The organism is Pacificibacter marinus (genome assembly GCF_018860665.1).
GTDB classification, from domain to species: domain Bacteria; phylum Pseudomonadota; class Alphaproteobacteria; order Rhodobacterales; family Rhodobacteraceae; genus Celeribacter; species Celeribacter marinus_A.
In genome coordinates, this window is sequence record NZ_JAHKPK010000025.1 from 148849 (window position 1) to 168266 (window position 19418).

Consider the following 19418-nt stretch of genomic DNA (forward strand, 5'->3'; position numbering starts at 1 on the left):
ACAAATTGTGATCACGCTAATGCAGGAAAACCCCGCATCTCGCGAAAACTATCAGTTTGCCTGACGACGCAGGAACGCTGGGATTTCAATCTTCTCTTGTTCAGGATTCGGATCCTGATCTTCGTCGTAAGACTGATGCACTTGTGGCTGGCGGCTCGGTTGAGCCGCTTGGCGCGCAACAGGCGCAGCGTGACGAGGCTGTTCAGCTTGCGCCTCTTCCGCGCCATTTCCAGTCATACGACCAATCAAAGAATTGATACCAAAACGGCCCTGCTTGGGTTGCTCAGGCGCGCCAAAACTGCGCGATTGCGGACCTGGATGCTGGACTTGAGGTTGCTGCGGTTGACGGTGCATTGGCGCTTCAGGGCGCTTAGACACAGCCGCTTGCAAACGTGACATCGCCTCAGGAGAAGGCACACCCGCAGATGGCGCGCGTGGCGCAACATAGGCGTCCGCTTCCGGTTCATGCATAGAGGGCTGATAGGTTGGCTCCGGACGCGGCTGATAGGCAGGCGCAGGCATTTCATCGGCGGTATCAAACAGCTCTTCGGCTTGCTCTTCTGCCGCAGCAGCATGGGCGTCAAAGACATCCAAAGTGGGTTGTGCAGGCGCTTGCTGCTGGACTGGTGCCTCTTGCGGCTCTGGCTGTGCAACAGGTGCAGGTGCAGCTTCGACTGCAGCAATAGCAGCCGCAGGAGCGAGAGGCTCAGCCAGACGACGACGTGGCGTTGGCATATCAGCTGAGCTTGGTGCCGCATCGATACCTGTGGCCACAACAGACACACGCATTTTGCCCCCCAAGGACGGATCCATAGTAGAGCCGACGATGATGTTGGCTTCTGGATCGACTTCTTCGCGGATGCGGTTGGCGGCTTCGTCGAGTTCGAACAAGGTCAAATCGTCGCCGCCGGTGATGTTGATCAGAACGCCTTTGGCGCCCATCAGTGACATCTCGTCGAGCAATGGGTTTGCGATGGCTTTTTCTGCCGCTTGGATCGCGCGATCTTCGCCCTCTGCCTCGCCTGTGCCCATCATAGCTTTGCCCATCTCGTCCATCACAGCGCGAACATCTGCAAAGTCGAGGTTGATCAGACCGGGGCGAACCATCAAATCAGTCACACCCTTCACGCCTTGGTACAACACGTCATCGGCCATAGAAAAGGCATCGGTGAAGGTCGTCTTCTCATTGGCAAGACGGAACAGGTTTTGGTTCGGAATGATGATCAATGTGTCGACCATCTTTTGCAACGCTTCAACACCTTCATCGGCTTGGCGCATCCGTTTGTTGCCTTCAAACTGGAAAGGCTTGGTTACGACACCAACGGTCAAAACGCCCAACTCACGCGCGGCTTGCGCGATGATTGGGGCTGCACCCGTGCCCGTGCCACCGCCCATACCAGCCGTAATGAAACACATGTGAGCGCCAGCAAGGTGATCAACAATGGCTTCGATGCTCTCTTCAGCTGCGGCGGCACCAACAGTGGGGCGCGCGCCAGCACCGAGACCTTCGGTCACTTTGATGCCGATTTGAATTTTTGCTGCGGCGTTGGAATGCTGCAAAGCCTGTGCGTCGGTGTTCGCAACAACGAATTCAACGCCTTCAAGCTCTTTTTCAATCATGTTGTTGACCGCATTACCACCGGCGCCGCCGACGCCAAACACTGTAATACGAGGTTTCAACTCTTCCCGCTCGGGCATTGTGAGGTTCAAAGCCATGATCTACCGCCTGTTTTATCTGTTTACGAGGCAGCGCGCTGTCCCACACACTTGCCCTTTGACTGTCCCTGCCCAACATTGCGCCGGACAAATCTTACCTATTCACCATCCATCCTATGGGTTTTCGACAGCGGCGTCACCCAAAAAACACAGTCGAGACACAAAATGTGGTAGAATATTACATAAAGTTAGGCGGTATTTTGCGCACCCCCTCTATATTTGGGGTCAAAGACGTCAAAATACCCTAGCCGCAAAACACTCTTGCGGAGAAAACGGGGCTAAACCCCGCAAACGTTAACACTTTTGTCAAAGCACTGCTCGGCACCTGACACGAATCTGACGATCTCGATCCTTAGGATTCTCTGATCAGCCCTCATAGGGTCACTTCGTAACACGATGTTAATATGAAACAGCGCGCGTGCAAACCTATTTCACACACGCACCAATCACAATTCAGCTTTTGCAAACCTTACCAATTTTCTTTGAACCAACGCACTGCGCGCTTCAAAGAACGCGCAGGATAGCGCTCAGCCGGAATTTCAAAGTCCCACCATTCATCTTGCGGGTTCGCAGCAAAAAGGCATAGCCCAACAGCAGAGGCAAAAGCTGCACCCGTTGCTGCCTGCGGCAGACCTTGAACGCGCAAAGGCCGACCAATGCGCACCTGTTGCCCCAGAATTTTCGGCGCCAACCCATCAAGACCAGGGATCTGACTTGCCCCCCCTGTCAAAACGATCTGTTGGCTTGGCAGGTGTTCAAACCCAGCCGCATCCAAACAATCGCGCACGCCTTCGAGAATTTCTTCAACACGCGGACGGATGATGCCGATAAGTTCAGCACGTGACACAGTACGACGATCGCGCTCCCAATCGCCGCTGTCGCCGCCAATCTCGATCATTTCGCGATCATCCATTCCAGTGGCGACAACACCACCATAAAAGGTCTTGATCCGCTCCGCCGTCGCGTTTGGAATTTGCAGACCCATCGCAATGTCTGAAGTCACTTGATCCCCGCCCATGCGCACGGAATCGGCATAGATCATGTGTTTTTTCATAAAGATCGACACATCCGAAGCACCGCCACCAAGATCGACACAGGCCGCGCCCAACTCTTGTTCATCCTCGACCAAAGCCGACACGCCCGCCATATAAGCAGAGGACGCAATGCCCGCCACTTCAAGATCGCAACGCTTAATACAATACAAAAGGTTCTGGATCGTCGCCGTATCGACAGTCAACATGTGCATATCAACCGCCAAAGTGGACCCAATCTGACCACGTGGATCAGCCATGCCCGAGCGGTGGTCCAGCGCAAAATTTACCGGTTGCGCGTGGATGACTTCGCGATGCGCACCGTAATCTGGCACATCGCTAGAGGCCAGAACCCGCGCCACATCTTGTTCCGACACGGACTCACCTTCGAGATCAACCTGGCCTGCCAAGCCATAAGAGCGCGGCGCGCCCCCAGAGAAACAGGCGATCACGTGATCCACACGGGTCTGCGCCATTTTCTGTGCGGCTTGCACGGCAGTCCGAATGGCGCGTTCTGTTTCACCCATGGCGTCAATTTCGCCAAATTTCACACCGCGAGACCGCGTTGTCGCAGCGCCAATCACCCGAAACCCTGACTGACCCGCAAGCGTGCCAACACCGTCAGCCCCGACGAATTTGTCACCATCAAAGCGCAAAACAAGACAGGCAATCTTTGATGTGCCCACGTCCAGAATAGCGATGACACCGCGTTGGATAGCCGCTTTGCGCATATTGCGCATGGCGCGTTGAGCAGAGTAAAGATCGGTCATAGTAAAAACACTCCGGTTATAGCCCCTGAAGACGGCGGAATTCATCACGTGCGGCGTCTGAAATCCGCAATGTGTGCCGGTCCGGGTTACGCATATCGACGGCGCGCACATCGCGCGCCAATAGATCTTGGGCTTGATCCAAGGCAATCACTTGGGCCAGCGCCGCAAAAGGATTGGTCTCGGGCAGCATAATGACTTGGTCGTTGTCCAAAATGATATCCCAACGACGTTCGCCGACTCGCACGATACCACGCATCCTGTCCATCAAAGGCTCGGCTGCTTTAAGCAAACCTAAAGCTTGGGCCACTTCGCGCTCAGCCCCCTCGCCCGCGATCAGCGGCAAATCAGGGCGATCCAAGCGAGAAGCCAAAGCGGAAACCCGATGCCCATCAACATCAAGCAGTTCAAGCCCTTGCGGACCACGCCACACGACGGAGGGCACACGTTCGGTGATATCCACCTGCAAAATCCCGCCAGCGCGCACACGCAAACCGACACTCGCAACGGCATCCAGACCTTCGATCTGATCAAGCATTCCATTCAGGTCGAGATCAAATGAGGAAATCGGAAAATCGACAGGGGCCACTTCGCGAATGTCGGCAGACAAATCGGGAGAAGCGCCATCGATCGCCATCATCTTGACCATAAACTCTGGGCGGTTTTGCAGCTCGGCTTTCATCACATCATACTGATCAGCGATGATTTGGCGGTTGTCCTCATTGGAGACCCAAACCCCAACGACCGCCACAAGAACCGCAAGGGGGGCCAATTTGCGCATCGCAAAGCGAAACGACGGGGTCAACCACAAGCGGCTCATCTTATAGGCGGCACGGGAGGGAGCTGGATCACGTGGGCGCGGCGCAGCACTTTCGCTTACGCCTGTGCGCGCTCGGATCACCCGCGCCACAGCCTCGGATACGCGGACGGACCCTCCGGCAGACGCAGGTTTGGCAAAGGTCAATGGATCTACAGGACGCGTCATTTGACCTCCGACATTAAAGACTGAGGCTGCGATAAGGCAAAAACTGACAAAAACTGGTGCGATAAAACATAAACTGTATCGGCGACACAAATCCGCTGACGCAGCACTGCGCCTGAGTCTGAACCGACATCTTTTCTCACTATGCCCCTAAGCGCGGCAGCGCCAATACGCCACGACGACAACGACGCCTCGCGTTCAAACGAAGCCACGTCAATCGATACCGCCACTTTTCGGGGTGTCCTGCTCGACATACCCACAAGTGCCTCATACTCCGGAACCTTTTTGGTCCCTGTGCTTTTTTTGAACCTTTTGCGGTTCAATTTATACTTATCTCATAAGGGCTAAGCCCAAATCACCTCATTTGCAAAGAGGTCTTGCGAATCGTTTAACCAGTGGAGCACCCGCTGACAACAGGTTTGCCTAAAAATTCTCCGATGCGCTTAATTTCCCATCTTAGCGTAAGGCCTGAGTTTTGAAACACTTTTCTTCGCACCTCTTCGCCAAGGCTTTCCAAATCATGCGCAGTGGCATCACCTGTATTGATCATAAAGTTAGAATGCATCGGGCTCATTTGTGCGCCACCGATGGAAAAACCACGTAGTCCCGCATCATCGATGACCTTCCATGCCTTCAAATCATGCACATCATCCGCCTGCCCTGTTGAGGAAAATCCAGCGGGGTTGCGAAAGGTCGATCCCGCAGAACGATCTTTGGTGGGCTGCGTCTCGTCGCGCTTTTTGAGCTGGGCCTGCATCCGCGCCTCAAGCTCGGTTGCATCGCCATTGCCAGCTTTAAATGTCGCTTCGATCAAAACCCAACCCTCTGGCAAGGTTGAGCCACGATATTCGAAATTCAAATCATCGGCGGTGAGCGTGACGATCTCGCCCCTGCGCGTGACCGCTTTCGCCGAGACAAAATGATCCGCCACATAAGATCCGTAACACCCCGCATTCATGCGTACAGCGCCACCGATAGCCCCTGGAATAGTACGCAAAAACGTCAAATCCAGCCCCTGTGCAGCCGCCTTGCGCGCCACATGGGCATCCAAGGCAGCCACGCCAGCCGTGACCAGATTGCCGTCAAAAGAAATGTCGTTAAACCCTCGTCCCATGCGGATCACCACAGCTCGGATGCCCCCATCGCGCACGATCAAGTTCGACCCGACCCCCATGGGAAAGACATCAATAGTTTGATCCAGATTCTTAAGGAACGTTTGCAGATCATCGACATCCGCAGGCTGAAACAAAGCATCCGCTGGTCCGCCCACACGCAACCATGTCAAATCAGCCAAAGGACGGTTTTCAGTCAAAGTGCCACGCACATCAGGGAGATTCATAAAAACGCCTTATCGTTAAGGCCCGATGAAGTCAGGCCCTTGCCAGTATTAGATTTGGGTAAGCTTTGCCTTGATCCAGCGCGCCAAATACCGCAATGGCCACCGCAAAACAGACGCCCCCGCAGCAAGAACGACCAGCCCAACCCATGGGCCGTTTTCATAGGTGACAAAGCCCAAGATGGGAACCCCAACGGCGATCAAAGCATAAGCTGCACGCCAATGGGATGTGCGAGACGGCAGCATGGCGATGACATTCGCCACGATCGCCCAAAGGCAAGCAAGAATAAGGGATAGCGTCATAAGCACCTCTGTTCAGGTCCGAGTGATCCAACGTTTCAAGCCCAAGACAAGAGCTATCAACGGCTTGCGAAACATAGACACAGCAGCAAAAATACAAACAACAACCGGCAGCGCGCCATAATCGCGCCCCAGCCATATCAAAAGTATGGGCAAGACGAGCAAAAGTCCTGCCCCAGGCAGAATCTGATACCTAATTGGTAACGGTGAAAGCCCCATGGTGGCAAGCGCCCAAATGCACATCGCGGTGATTGAGGTCAATGGATTGCCCCAAAGGCGTCACAATGGCGCTCAACAAACCACATGAACATCACCCTAGTTCTTGGCAAGGCGTTCAGCCAGACCGTAAGCCCAAGTCGAAATCGTACCCGCGCCAAGGCAAACAACCATATCGCCGTCGCGGGCTTGTTCGCGCACCAGACGTTCCAAGTCTTCCTCAGAGGTCACAGCGCGAGCATGACGGTGCCCGTGACGGATCAGCCCTGCGACCAAATCGTCACGGCCAGCGCCCTCAATCGGGTCTTCACCGGCCGAGAAAATATCCGCGATACCAACCACATCAGCCTCGTTGAAACAGGTGCAGAAATCCTCGAACAGCGAATGCAACCGACTAAAGCGGTGCGGTTGATGCACTGCAATCACGCGACCTTCAGTGGCTTGACGCGCGGCTTTGAGAACGGCTGCAATTTCCACAGGATGGTGACCATAGTCATCAATAATGGTCACGCCTCCCACTTCGCCCACACGGGTAAAGCGGCGATTCACGCCGCCAAAGTTTGCCAAGGCTTCGCGGATTTCATCTGGCTTCATCCCCAAATGACGCGCCACAGCCACAGCCGCCAAAGCGTTGGACACGTTGTGATCGCCTGGCATCGGTAGACTACAATCCTTGATCACGATGTCATCTTGTTGCAGCGCTATATCGAAATGCGCCACGCCTTTTTTATAGGTCAGGTGGATCGCACGCACATCGGCTTGGGCGTTAAAGCCAAAGGTCACAACGCGGCGGTCGGTGATTTTGCCCACCAGTGTTTGCACTTCGGGGTGATCGGTACAGCACACGGCCAGACCGTAAAACGGAATGTTGGACACGAAATCCAAAAAGCCTTGGCGCAGCGTATCGAAATCGCCCCAATGTTCCATGTGCTCAGGATCGATATTGGTGACAATCGCGATGGTTGCAGGCAGACGGTTGAACGTGCCGTCACTCTCGTCCGCCTCGACAACCATCCAATCACTGGCCCCAACACGCGCATTAGACCCATAGGCATGAATGATGCCGCCGTTGATCACCGTGGGGTCGATGCCGCCTTGATCCAAAAGCGCTGCTACCATCGTTGTTGTGGTGGTTTTGCCATGGGTGCCAGCGACGGCGATATTGGATTTCAGCCGCATCAATTCGGCCAGCATTTCAGCGCGGCGCACAACAGGCAAGCCCGTCAGACGCGCTGTGTCCAATTCAGGATTGCCCGGTTTGATCGCGGATGAAATCACCACGACAGCCGCGCCCTCTAGGTTCTCGGCCTTTTGACCGACAAAGACTTTCGCCCCCAGCTCTTCCAAGCGTTTGGTAATCTTCGAACCCTTCAGATCAGAACCCTGCACCGTATACCCATGATCCAAAAGAACCTCTGCGATCCCCGACATGCCGATACCGCCGATGCCAACAAAGTGAATGGGCCCCATTTCCGTGGGCAGCTTGGTTGCGGATGCGTTCATGTCGTATCTCTCTTCTATCTCGGTGCGGCCTTGTTGGGTGTGGCCGACAAAATTACTGGGCAAGCCGTGTTACAAGCTCTGCCAATTCATATGCCGCCTCTGGTTTGCCGACTGACAAAGCCGCCTGGCTCATGGTGGCTGCGCCTTCGGCATTGTCGAAAACCAAAGCGATTTGCGCGGCCAAACTTGCAGGCGTCAATTGGCTTTCAGGAATCATAATCGCAGCCCCAGCTTCGACCAGCCCACGCGCATTGGCAGTCTGATGGTCGCCCGTGGCGGCGGCAAACGGGATCAAAATAGAGGGGCGCCCAATCACGGAAATATCCGCAACAGTCGAAGCCCCAGAGCGCGCGATCACAAGCTGCGCTTCGGCCATACGATTGGGCACATCATCAAAAAAGGGTCTGATATCCGCAGACATACCGTGCTGCATATAATGCTGCTCGACCCGTTCCACGTCTTCGGGGCGCGCTTGTTGGCTGACCCGCAGATGTTTGCGAATATGTTCGGGCAGGTTCGTGATTGCTTCTGGCACCACGTCTGACGTGATCCGCGCGCCTTGAGAGCCTCCCAGAACCAAGATTTCCATCGGGTAATCTCCGGGCGGAATATATGACGCGCCAGCACGTTCTAAAACAGCACCACGCACAGGGTTTCCCACATGCACGCCTTGCGACCCTTCGGGCAAATCCGTTGGCCAAACGCCGCAAGCAACCTGTGCAACCTTGGGGGCGAACACAGTGTTCACACGTCCCAAAACGCCGTTTTGTTCGTGGATCATCCGCGGCAATTTCATCAAAGTCGCCGCCGCCACAGACGGAATAGCCGGATAGCCACCAAAGCCAATCACCACATTGGGGCGGTCTTTGCGAAACTTGACCATAGCGCCCAGAACGCCGCCTGCGATTTTGAACGGCACGCCAAGCTTGGCCAAGATCCCGCCGCGCGCGAAGGTGCCTGAGGTCAGAACCTCGATCTCGACAGCCTCGGGAAAGCCGCCAGCATAGCGCGCGCCGCGCGGATCGGTCGTCAGCTTCACACGCCAGCCTTGGGCCAGCAGAACTTCGGCCAAAGATTGCGCCGGAAACATATGCCCGCCTGTGCCGCCAGCAGCGATCACGACAAGTGGAGAATAGCCAGACATAGAGTTCCCTTTCAAAGCGTCACCTTAGCGCCCACGGCGGATCAACAAATCGCCGATCTCACCTTGGGGGCGCGTGCGGGTAAACGCCAAAAGCGCGCCAAGGGCAATACCAGATGCGATCACGGATGACCCTCCATAGGACACAAACGGCAAGGTCATGCCCTTGGCAGGCAAAAGCCGCACCGCCACACCCATATTGATAAAGGCTTGTACCCCAAAGGCGCAGGCCAACCCTGTGCCTGCAAGACGGATAAAAGGATCGCGTTCACGCAGCAAACGCCACAAAGACCGCACGGTGATCGTGGCGTATAGGGCGATAATGACAATCACCAAAATCGTCCCGTATTCTTCAGCGGCCACAGCGATGATGAAATCAGTATGCGCATCAGGCAAAGACCATTTCACAGTCCCCTCGCCCACGCCAACGCCGAAAAAACCACCCTCGCGGATCGCGTTTGTGGCATAACCGATTTGGGTGGTCGGATCGATATCAGGATTTAAAAACCCATCAATACGCCGCGCAAAGTGCTCTGACCCATTGTAAGCAAAAGTGCCGCCGAACACGACCAATGCGGCCAAACCAATCAGTAGAAACAAAGGCGCGCCGCCAACGAAATACATGACACCCCAGCTGAACAGCACCAAACAGGCCTGCCCGAAATCAGGCTGCAAGGCCAGCATCATCACTATGACTACGGTCAGCATAAAGGAATACAAGCGCCCGGGTGGGCCACCAATCTCTAACGCTGCGGCGATCAACCAAGCCGAGGTGATCACAAACGCAGGTTTCAAAAATTCGGACGGCTGCACAGAGGCAAACCCGAACGAATACCAACGCATAGCGCCTTTGCCAAAATCAGTGCCGAAAAACGGCAACAAAGCCAAGGCGATGAACGCCCCGACAAAGCCCACAACCGCGAAACGCCGCACCTTGTGCGGGTCCATCATGGTCACGAATATCATGGTGCTCAGCGCAATAAATCCAAAGAAAACTTGGCGTTGCACAAAATAAAAATAAGGAAGGTTGTTTTTCTCAGCCAAAGGCGGAGAGGCTGCCAAACCCAGTAAAATGCCGATACCAAACAACATAAAGACGCAAGATAGCGTCCATTTGTCGATCGTGCGCCACCAACGTGGAAGAACCGGCTCCCCTTCCCGTACGGGAATGGAACCATACACCATTTCTGTCATGGGATGCCTATGCCTCTACTGCCTTTGCCCGCTTTTGCGGATCTATAGGACCAACCTAGCGGGCTTTGGCGTGTTTTGCTACAATAGATTGCATCTTGCCTTTTTTGCGGGCGATGTTCAGCCGATAGCCCCGTTACAGTCAAGATCAGCGCCCTGCATCCCCTTGATCCGTGTCATTGCTCATAGGGCACGACATAATAAAGATTGGTGCGACACATCACATCCATAGGGACAATCGGTATGAGGCAATCACTATGAAAATAGGCATCATCGGCGCAGGCATGGTCGGCTCGGCCGCAGGCTATGCCATCGCATTGAAAGGCACGGCCAGCGATATTATTTTTGTTGACCAAAACCCTGATCTTGCCCGCGCTCAGGCCCAAGACATCGCCCATGCCGTGCCGTTTTCATCCGCCACGCGGGTCTCGGCTGGCGATCACGCAGCCCTGCATGGTGCCGATGTGATCATCTTGGCCGCAGGCGTCGGGCAGAAACCCGGCGAAAGCCGACTTGATCTGTTGTCGCGCAACGCCGATGTGTTTCGATCTATATTGTCGGACCTCAGCCCTATCGCGCCGCAGACCATTTTGCTGATCGCATCCAATCCCGTCGACATCATGACCCAGATCGCCACGCGCTTGAGCGGCCTTCCCGCCTCGCGAGTGATCGGGTCAGGCACCATTTTAGACAGCGCACGGTTTCGCCACCTGCTTGGCCTGCACCTTGGGATCGCGGCCCGTTCTGTGCATTCATATGTGCTGGGGGAACATGGCGACAGCGAAGTTCTGGCGTGGAGCTCGGCCCGCGTTGGCGCCTTGCCCCTTGCTGATTTTGCCGCCCAGCGTGGCGTGCCTTTGACTGATGATATCAAACGCCAGATCGACGACGGCGTGCGCGGTGCGGCTGAGACCATCATCAAAGGCAAAGGCGCCACATGGTATGGGATCGGCGCAGGACTGGAACGCATCGTGCGCGCGATTGCCACCGACGAACAAGCGGTACTGTCCGTATCTTGCGTCACGCCGCAGATCGAAGGGGTTGATGATATCGCCCTATCGATCCCGCGTATCGTCGGCGCGCGCGGCGCAGACACGGAAGTGTTCCCCGCGTTGAACAGCGCCGAACACAGCGCACTTGCGGCGTCAGCGCGCAAGCTCAAAGACACCTACGCAGCGCTGAAACTCTAAGCCTTTACATCAGCGCATCAACCTGCGCGATGAAATCGTCACCGCGTTTCTCGAAATTTGGATATTGATCAAAAGACGCCGCCGCAGGCGCCAGCAAAACCGTGTCCCCCACTTGTGCCTCAGCTGCTGCGCGGGCCACGGCAACCTCCATCGTGTCGCACAGCTCGTAAGGTGTGTCGCCCAACTGCAGCGCGAACTCTTTGGCGGAAAACCCGATCAAATACGCCTTAGCCACGGCGCCCAAATGCGCGGACAGCTCAGCGATACCACCATCTTTGCCCATTCCGCCTGCAATCCAGCGGATCGATTTGAACGCTTGCAAGGCCTTGGCCGCGGCATCGACATTTGTGGCTTTGGAATCATTCACAAAACGCACACCATCCTTTTCGCCCACCAGTTGCGATCGATGCGGCAGACCTTTGAAACTGTTCAAGGCTTCCGCGATCAATTTCGGCGAAGTGCCAATCGCGCGGCAAGCGGCATAGGCCGCGCAGGCGTTTTGATGGTTGTGCGCGCCGGGGAGCCCCGCGATCTCGCGCAGATCAACTGATCCCGCCTGACGGCCTTTGCGCCACTCGCTCAAGAACCCTTTGTGCGCGTAGATATTCCAGCCCGCACCTTTGAGCTTTTGGCCGCTGGAAATACGGATCAAACGCCCGTCAGCAAAGCTATCGACCAGTTGATTGGCCATATATTGCCCCTCGACCTCATCCACGCCGATGATGGCGCGGTCTGGTCCGCCTTCTGCAAACAAGCGCCGCTTGGCGGCGAAATAGCCGCCCATACCGCCGTGACGATCCAAATGATCGGGGGAAAGGTTTGTAAAGACAGCAATATCAGGCGTCATCGATCGCGCCAAATCTGTCTGGTAGCTTGAGAGCTCAAGCACGATCACTTCGCCGTCTTCCGGCTCGTCCAGATCCAGCACGCCGCGACCGATATTGCCCGCCAATTGCGCGGGCGTGCCAGTGGCAGTGAGAATATGATGGATCAGCGCCGATGTGGTGGATTTGCCGTTCGATCCAGTCACCGCGATGATGCGCGGCGGGGTGTCGTGGTCCATCCAATCGCCAGATCCAAACGAGCGGAAAAACACGCCGATGTCATTGTCCACTGGCACGCCCGCCGCCCATGCTGCTTGGGTGATTTTATTGGGCTCTGGATAGAGATGCGGAATTCCGGGCGACACAATGAGGGCGGCGATGCCATCAAAGGCCTCGTGCTTGCTCAAATCGCGCAGGGTATAGCCCTCGGCCTCAGCAGCCTCGCGCGCCTCGACACTGTCGTCCCAACAAATGGGTTCCGCCCCGCCCGCGACCAAAGCGCGTGCCGTGGCCATGCCAGACCGCCCAAGCCCCAAAACAGCTACATTCTGTCCGTCATATCCATAGACTGGAATCATTGTATCACCCGCAAATTCTTTCACCGCATCATCGACGGTATGGGCGCAAATGGAAAGAGCACATCATTTGATTTCACTGCGCATCGTTAGGGCCAAGCGCGACCTTCAATTTGCTGCGAACAAATCATCGACAAGATCAACCTTGGGAGACGCATCATTGCGTTTTTTAAAAAGCCTTTAAAAGAAAAGCCCTCACCCAATGGGTGAAGGCTCTCATAACTTTGCGACAAAGAAAAGCGACGGCTTATCTAAGTTTCAGCGTCGCCAATCCGATCAAAGCCAGCACCAAAGAGATGATCCAAAAGCGGATCACGATGGTGGATTCGGCCCAGCCTTTTTTCTCGTAGTGGTGGTGGATCGGCGCCATCAGGAACACGCGTTTTCCGGTGCGTTTGAAGTACAGGACTTGGATGATCACAGACAGGGCTTCGACCACGAACAAGCCGCCGACGATGGCCAAAACGATCTCGTGTTTGGTGGCCACAGCGATGGCCCCCAAAGCGCCGCCAAGGGCCAAAGACCCTGTATCCCCCATGAACACAGCGGCGGGCGGGGCGTTGTACCACAAAAACCCAAGGCCGCCGCCGATCAGTGCTGAGGTAAAGATCAAAATCTCACCGGTGCCAGGCACATAATGCAGGCCAAGGTATTCGGTGTAATCCACACGGCCCACGACATAGGCGATCACGCCCAAAGTGCCAGCAGCGATCATCACCGGCATAATGGCCAGACCGTCCAAACCATCGGTAAGGTTCACCGCATTGGCAGAGCCCACGATCACGATCACAGCGAAAGGCACAAAGGCAAAGGACATATTGATCAACACATCTTTAAACACAGGCAAAGCCAACTGGTTGGTCAAGGCTTCGGGGTGCAACCAAGACGCCCAGATGCCAGCAATGACTGCGATCACAAGACCAAGGATCAGGCGAATTTTGGACGACACCCCTTTGGTATTGGCCTTAGAGACCTTGGCGAAATCATCTGCAAAGCCAATCGCGCCATAGGCAAAGGTCACGAACAGCACCAGCCAAACATAGCCGTTATCAAGTCGCGCCCAAAGCAAGGTAGAGGTCAGCAAAGCGGTCAAAATCAACAGCCCGCCCATGGTCGGCGTCCCCGCTTTGGCGAAATGGCTTTCAGGGCCATCATCGCGAATGGGCTGACCTTTGCCTTGGCGGCGACGCAGCATATCGATCAAAGGGCGGCCAAAGATGAAGCCGAAAATCAAAGCGGTGAAAAACGCCCCGCCTGCCCGCATGGTGATATAGCGAAACAAGTTAAAGAAATCACCGCCATCTGACAGTTCGGCCAACCAATATAACATCTACTTTTTATCCCTAAAGTTTGGCCTGCCTAGATCAGCTTGGCCGCGTAGTATTTGATGAGCGGATGCCCCAAGTTTCGGATGCCGTCAACCACTGGCTGACATTTGTTCTTTTTGACTCTTCGATCAAATAATGTCCCCGAAAAAGCCCAAAACGAGGTCACAAAGCGCCATCCAAAGCTGCCACGCTGATCGAGGCTTGCTCAACATCATCAAATGGATAGACAATATCGCCAACGATCTGCCCGCTTTCATGGCCTTTGCCACAAACGATCAAAGCATCACCTGATTGCAGAGCATCAACTCCGCGCAAAATCGCCTCTGAGCGGTCCGCCACCTCAAGCGCCTCAGGCGCGCCCTGCATCACAGCGGCGCGAATAACGGCTGGATCTTCGGAACGCGGATTGTCATCGGTGACGATCACCAAATCAGCGTTTTCAGCCGCCGCCTGCCCCATCAACGGACGCTTGCCAGCATCACGATCCCCGCCAGCACCGATCACAGCAATCACCCGTCCCATCACATGGGGACGCAAGGCTTTGATCGCCGTGGAAACCGCATCAGGCGTATGCGCGTAATCAACAAATACCGTCCCGCCATTATCACGCGTCGCCGCGTGCTGCATGCGTCCGTGCACGCCGCTTAGTTCGGGCAGGCAAGAAAACACTTCCTCAGGATCGCCCCCACAGGCCATCACAAGCCCCGCGGCGGCCATTACATTTTCCGCTTGGAACCCACCGATCAGATCAAGCCGTACTTGGTAAATATTGCCAACAAAATCAACGCGCAAATCTTGACCTGTTGCATCGAAACGCTGGCCTAATATGCGCAAATCCGCCGCATCAGAACGCCCGATCCGCATGACATCGATCCCGCGCTCGGCACAAAGCGCCTCGACCTCCATGCCGCGTGCATCATCGATATTGACCACAGCGACACCGTCTTCGGACAATACGCGCGTGAACAGCCCTGCTTTGGCAGCAAAATAGGCTTCGAATGTCTCATGGTAATCCAAATGGTCTTGGGTGAAATTGGTGAACCCAGCCGCCATAAGGCGCACGCCATCAAGGCGACGCTGTGACAATCCGTGGCTGGAAGCTTCCATCGCGCCATGAGTTATGCCCTCGAAAGCCGCATCATAAAGCATCTTGTGCAGGGTAATCGGTTCTGGCGTGGTGTTCGGGCTTGGGGTTTGCCAATCACCTTCGACACCCGTGGTGCCGATGTTGATTGCAGGGTGCCCCATCAACTGCCAAATCTGTCGGGTGAAATTCGTCACCGATGTTTTGCCATTCGTGCCCGTGACAGCTACCATCGCATTGGGTTGACGCCCATACCAAAGCGCGGCCGTATAGGCCAAAGCCTGCCGCGGATCTTCAACGATCACCATGGCGGGGTCGTGTTCGGCAATGGTATCTGCCGCGATCCGCGCGCCCTCAGGGTCCGTCAAAATCGCGGTCGCCCCCATACGCAAAGCATAGGTGATAAACTCGGCCCCATGCACATTGACGCCAGGCAGCGCCGCAAACAACATATCCGCACGCACCTCACGACTGTCGACGGCAAGGCCACTGATAGGGACATCGCGCGCCCCTTTCGCGGTGAGCCCCAATTCGGAAAGCATTTTTGCCATGCGCGCGCGTGCCTTTGATAAGTGTTATTCGTCTTAAGTGTGACGGTTCCAGCAGTATTACTGTCCCAGCGCGAGGGTTTCAATATCAGGTCTGATGCCCAAAATCGGCGCGACGCGGCGGATCACCTCGGCTGCGACTGGCACAGCGGTCCAACCGGCGGTGCGCCGTGGTTTGGGGCCAGAGGTTTCAACTGCTTCATCCATCGTTACGATCAAGACGTATTTCGGCTCGTCAACTGGGAAAACAGAGGCAAACGTGGTGATGACTTTATCGTCATAATACCCTTTTCCGTTTTCGCGCGGTTTGTCGGCGGTGCCCGTTTTACCCCCCACTTTATACCCGCGCACATCGCCGAATGAAGCCGTGCCTTCGCCTACGACAGCGCGCAGCATTGCGCGCGAGGCGGCAGACACTTCAGGACGCACAACACGCGGGCCAAGTCGAATGGGCCCCTGATGCTTGATCAAAGTCGGAGTGACACGGGTGCCCCCGTTCAAAAGCGACGAATAAGCCGTCGCCAAATGCAATGGCGAGGCAGACAATCCGTGACCAAAACCGATGGTGATTGTGGACAGCTCAGACCAATTGGGCGGTAACAAGGGCTTGGCGCCAGAGGCCTCAGTCAACTCAACAGGCGTTGCGTCGAGAAACCCCAACGAGTCAAGAAATGCCTTTTGACGTGCCACGCCGATTTGTTGGGCGACATGCGCTGTGGCCACGTTCGATGATTTCACGATCATGTCCGTCAAAGACAACATCGGGCCGTAGTTATGCCCTTCAAACTCACGAATACTATGCTTGCCCCACTTGAACGGCGGCGTCGCAGGAATCAGGGTATCTGGCGTCATGAGCCCAAGTTCCATCGCTTGGGCGGCAGCGAAAATCTTAAACGTCGATCCAAGCTCGTACACACCTTGCACCGCACGGTTGAACCGCGGGTTATCGGCTGCATTTTGGCCAGCAAAGGTCGGACGCCCGTTGGGATCGAAATCAGGCAAAGACACCATCGAAACGATTTCGCCAGTGTGTACATCCATCAAAACAGCGGCAGCGCCTTTGGCATTCAGCAAATGCATTCCGCCGAACAAGACTTCACGCATGGTCGATTGCACGGACAGATCAATCGACAATTGCAAGGGTTTGTCACCATTTGCCGGATCGCGCAAATATTCATCGCGGTAGCGTTCGATGCCAGATTGCCCAACGATTTCAGCACTCATCACACCTTCGCGGCCAAATTTGGTCCCGCCCAGAATGTGACTGGCCAGCTTGCCGTTCGGGTAGAGACGCGATTCACGTGGGCCAAATAGCAGCCCCGGATCGCCGATATCATGCACCGCTTGTTGTTGCTCAGGCGCGATTTGCCGCTTGATCCACAAGAATTTACGCGTGCCGGTAAAGTCTTTGATCAATTTATCTTCGTTCAAATCGGGAAAAATCTTGGCAAGTTCTTTGGCCGCATAAAGCGGATCGATCATTTCTTGCGGCTGGGCATATAAGCTGTGCGTGGTGCGATTGGTCGCAAGAATACGACCATTGCGGTCCAAAATATCAGCACGCTGCGCCAAAATTGAGGTGCCTGTGGTGACGGCTTGAGGTTCTTCAGGATTGGACGCGGCCACCTGCCCCATGCGCAGGCCAACGACCACAAAGGCCGAGACAAAGCACAGGCCCAAAACCAGCAGTCGCCCTTCGGCGCGCAAACGGGTGGTGTCGCGCATTTCTTCATGTCGCAGCCGCAGGTTCTCGCGCTCGATTGTGTCAGGATTTTCGCCTGAGGATCGTGCTTTCAAGATACGCGCCAAGGGGCGCAGCGGTGTACGCATGGTCATTGTACGATGGCCTCCAAGCTGCCAACAACTGAAACGGGGTTGTCCAACTCCATTAAGATGTCTTCCTCAACAGGAAAGGCCACGCTGGCGACTTCGCCAAATTGCTCTGGCAACAAGGGCAACAGACCCAATCGATCGAAATTAAGCTCGGCCAAATCGCGCAAACGACTGGGGCGGTTCAGATAAGCCCATTCCGCGCGCAGCACGGCCAGCTCTTCTTGCTGGTGACCGATATCGCGTTGAATTTGACTGACCTCGCGCAGCACCTCTTGGGTGGCGTAGTTTTCTTTATAGGCCCACACAGCAAGCCCCATGACGAACAAAGCGGATAAAACGATGTAAACAGAACGCATTAACGACCTCCTCGCGACAAAACAGGTTTCGGCAACCCAAGCCCCGCACGCTCTACATGCGCGGCAGGTGCAGATGTTCTGGTGGCAACACGCAAACGCGCAGAGCGCGCGCGTGGATTGATCTCAAGCTCGTCCTCGTCAGGACCAATCGCTTTCGACAGTTTTTCAAATGCAGGCGTTTTTTCAGCCATCACAGGGGCATAACGCGACCCCCCCCCGCCAATCGAGGACCGCTCTTGCAAGAACCGCTTGACCACGCGATCTTCCAAGGAATGGAATGTCACAACAGCCAGTTGACCACCGGGGGCAAGCGCACGTTCAGCGGCCTCAAGCCCTTCGATCAATTGCCCAAATTCGTCGTTGATTGCGATGCGGATCGCTTGGAAGGTACGGGTCGCAGGATGACTTTGACCCGGTTTTTTACGCGGCAAAATACGCTCAATCAGCCCTGCCAATTGCAAGGTCGTTGTGAACGGCTCTTTTTCGACACGGTCCATCACAATCGCTTTGGCAATTTTGCGCGATTGTTTTTCTTCACCGTAATGAAACAACACAGCGGCCAATTCGGCCTCATCCGCAGAATTCACAAAATCAGCAGCCGTTTGCCCGTCTTGCGACATACGCATATCAAGCGGGCCATCTTTCATGAACGAAAAGCCGCGTTCTGCCAAATCGAGCTGCATGGACGATACACCCAGATCCAAAACGACGCCGTCCAAATCCTGCGCGTAGTCATCCATTTGGCCGAATGTGCCCAGAACCAATTCGATTTTGCCGCCGTAATCGCCAATCCACTTGGACGCCATGTCATGCGCCAAAGGATCGCGATCCACACCGTAAACCAAATCAGCGCCCTCAGCGATCAAACCTTTGGTGTAACCGCCAGCCCCAAAGGTGCCATCCAACCAACGCCCAGAAATCGGCGCACATTGACGCAGAAGCGGGCGCAGCAAAACGGGGACATGCGGGGCTTTCGGTGTATCGTTCTCGGGAGAGGTCATACCTCAGCCCTCCAAATCATTGAGCAGGCTCAAGGGATCGAAATCATCGCCCTGCTCTTCCAGCCAAGTTTCGGTCACTGACGCCGTATTGGCCTCAAAGACTTCTGGCTTCCAAATTTCAAATGTCTCACCCATGCCGCCAAAATACGCTGTGCCCTCAAGGCCGATTTTGTCACGCAGCGCTTGCGGCAAAACCAAACGACCATCGCTGTCAACTTCGGTTGGGCGGGCTTTGTTCAGGATAAGGCTTTGCATGATTTTGCGTTGTTTTGAGCCGCGCGGCATTTGCGCGATTTCAGCCGCCAAAGCGCGGTAGTCATTATATGTATAAACTTGCAGCTGCTTTTGCGCGTCGTGACCGTAAACGATTACCATACGGGGGCGGCCTGACTGGCTGGCAAGGGGGTCGCCCTCTTCAAGTTCACGACGAAAATCGGCAGGGATCGACACGCGTCCCTTTCCGTCCACCTTAAAGGTGTGTTCGCCAATGAACATG

The 19418-nt window shown here is 55.3% G+C and carries 17 protein-coding genes; 1 reads left to right on the forward strand and 16 read right to left on the reverse strand.

Annotation, left to right across the window (positions count from 1 at the left end; translation table 11 throughout):
* Positions 1-51: 51 nt before the first annotated feature.
* From ftsZ to KO497_RS08040, 9 genes are all read right to left on the reverse strand, one after another.
* The gene (ftsZ, locus tag KO497_RS08000; RefSeq protein WP_215943442.1) at positions 52-1716 is read right to left on the reverse strand and encodes a cell division protein FtsZ; all 1665 of its coding nucleotides are present in this window, start codon (positions 1714-1716) and stop codon (positions 52-54) included.
* A 469-nt stretch (positions 1717-2185) separates the two neighbouring features.
* On the reverse strand, positions 2186-3517 hold the full coding sequence (gene ftsA, locus KO497_RS08005) for a cell division protein FtsA (protein ID WP_215943443.1): 1332 nt from the start codon (positions 3515-3517) through the stop codon (positions 2186-2188).
* A gap of 16 nt (positions 3518-3533) precedes the next feature.
* The gene (locus KO497_RS08010) at positions 3534-4499 is read right to left on the reverse strand and encodes a cell division protein FtsQ/DivIB (RefSeq protein WP_215943444.1); all 966 of its coding nucleotides are present in this window, start codon (positions 4497-4499) and stop codon (positions 3534-3536) included.
* Between the two features lie 385 nt (positions 4500-4884).
* Positions 4885-5835: a UDP-N-acetylmuramate dehydrogenase gene (gene murB, locus KO497_RS08015; RefSeq protein WP_215943445.1), complete on the reverse strand. Its 951-nt coding sequence runs from the start codon at positions 5833-5835 to the stop codon at positions 4885-4887.
* Between the two features lie 48 nt (positions 5836-5883).
* Positions 5884-6135 (reverse strand): DUF2484 family protein, encoded by a 252-nt coding sequence (locus KO497_RS08020; RefSeq protein ID WP_215943446.1) that lies wholly within the window; start codon positions 6133-6135, stop codon positions 5884-5886.
* A 12-nt stretch (positions 6136-6147) separates the two neighbouring features.
* Positions 6148-6393: a DUF2484 family protein gene (locus KO497_RS19425; RefSeq protein WP_215943447.1), complete on the reverse strand. Its 246-nt coding sequence runs from the start codon at positions 6391-6393 to the stop codon at positions 6148-6150.
* 54 nt (positions 6394-6447) lie between these two features.
* A complete protein-coding gene (gene murC, locus KO497_RS08030; RefSeq protein WP_215943448.1) occupies positions 6448-7851 on the reverse strand; it encodes a UDP-N-acetylmuramate--L-alanine ligase in 1404 nt (467 codons plus the stop codon).
* A 52-nt stretch (positions 7852-7903) separates the two neighbouring features.
* Complete coding sequence (gene murG / locus KO497_RS08035; protein WP_215943449.1) at positions 7904-8995, reverse strand: undecaprenyldiphospho-muramoylpentapeptide beta-N-acetylglucosaminyltransferase; 1092 nt, start codon at positions 8993-8995, stop codon at positions 7904-7906.
* Between the two features lie 24 nt (positions 8996-9019).
* Complete coding sequence (locus KO497_RS08040; protein ID WP_215943450.1) at positions 9020-10186, reverse strand: peptidoglycan glycosyltransferase FtsW; 1167 nt, start codon at positions 10184-10186, stop codon at positions 9020-9022.
* Between the two features lie 254 nt (positions 10187-10440).
* Between KO497_RS08040 and KO497_RS08045 the strand changes: the two genes are divergently transcribed.
* Positions 10441-11373: an L-lactate dehydrogenase gene (locus KO497_RS08045; RefSeq protein WP_215943451.1), complete on the forward strand. Its 933-nt coding sequence runs from the start codon at positions 10441-10443 to the stop codon at positions 11371-11373.
* Between the two features lie 4 nt (positions 11374-11377).
* Here the strand turns inward: KO497_RS08045 and murD are convergent, their stop codons facing one another.
* The 7 genes from murD to mraZ form a co-directional block, all read right to left on the reverse strand.
* Positions 11378-12775: a UDP-N-acetylmuramoyl-L-alanine--D-glutamate ligase gene (gene murD, locus KO497_RS08050; RefSeq protein WP_215943452.1), complete on the reverse strand. Its 1398-nt coding sequence runs from the start codon at positions 12773-12775 to the stop codon at positions 11378-11380.
* A gap of 244 nt (positions 12776-13019) precedes the next feature.
* Positions 13020-14102: a phospho-N-acetylmuramoyl-pentapeptide-transferase gene (gene mraY, locus KO497_RS08055; protein WP_215943453.1), complete on the reverse strand. Its 1083-nt coding sequence runs from the start codon at positions 14100-14102 to the stop codon at positions 13020-13022.
* A 160-nt stretch (positions 14103-14262) separates the two neighbouring features.
* Positions 14263-15735 (reverse strand): UDP-N-acetylmuramoyl-L-alanyl-D-glutamate--2,6-diaminopimelate ligase, encoded by a 1473-nt coding sequence (locus tag KO497_RS08060; protein WP_215943454.1) that lies wholly within the window; start codon positions 15733-15735, stop codon positions 14263-14265.
* A gap of 57 nt (positions 15736-15792) precedes the next feature.
* Complete coding sequence (locus tag KO497_RS08065) at positions 15793-17568, reverse strand: peptidoglycan D,D-transpeptidase FtsI family protein (protein WP_215943455.1); 1776 nt, start codon at positions 17566-17568, stop codon at positions 15793-15795.
* Entirely contained in the window at positions 17565-17921 is a 357-nt protein-coding gene (ftsL, locus tag KO497_RS08070; protein WP_215943456.1) for a cell division protein FtsL, read from the reverse strand. The genes KO497_RS08065 and ftsL overlap by 4 nt, the downstream gene beginning before the upstream one ends.
* Positions 17921-18922, reverse strand: a complete 1002-nt coding sequence (gene rsmH, locus KO497_RS08075) for a 16S rRNA (cytosine(1402)-N(4))-methyltransferase RsmH (protein WP_215943457.1) — start codon at positions 18920-18922, stop codon at positions 17921-17923. Before rsmH ends, ftsL begins: the two co-directional genes overlap by 1 nt.
* A 3-nt stretch (positions 18923-18925) precedes the next feature.
* Positions 18926-19417 carry a division/cell wall cluster transcriptional repressor MraZ gene (gene mraZ, locus KO497_RS08080; RefSeq protein WP_252729578.1) on the reverse strand — a complete coding sequence of 164 codons (492 nt, stop codon included), beginning with the start codon at positions 19415-19417 and terminating at the stop codon, positions 18926-18928.
* Between the last annotated feature and the right edge of the window lies 1 nt (position 19418).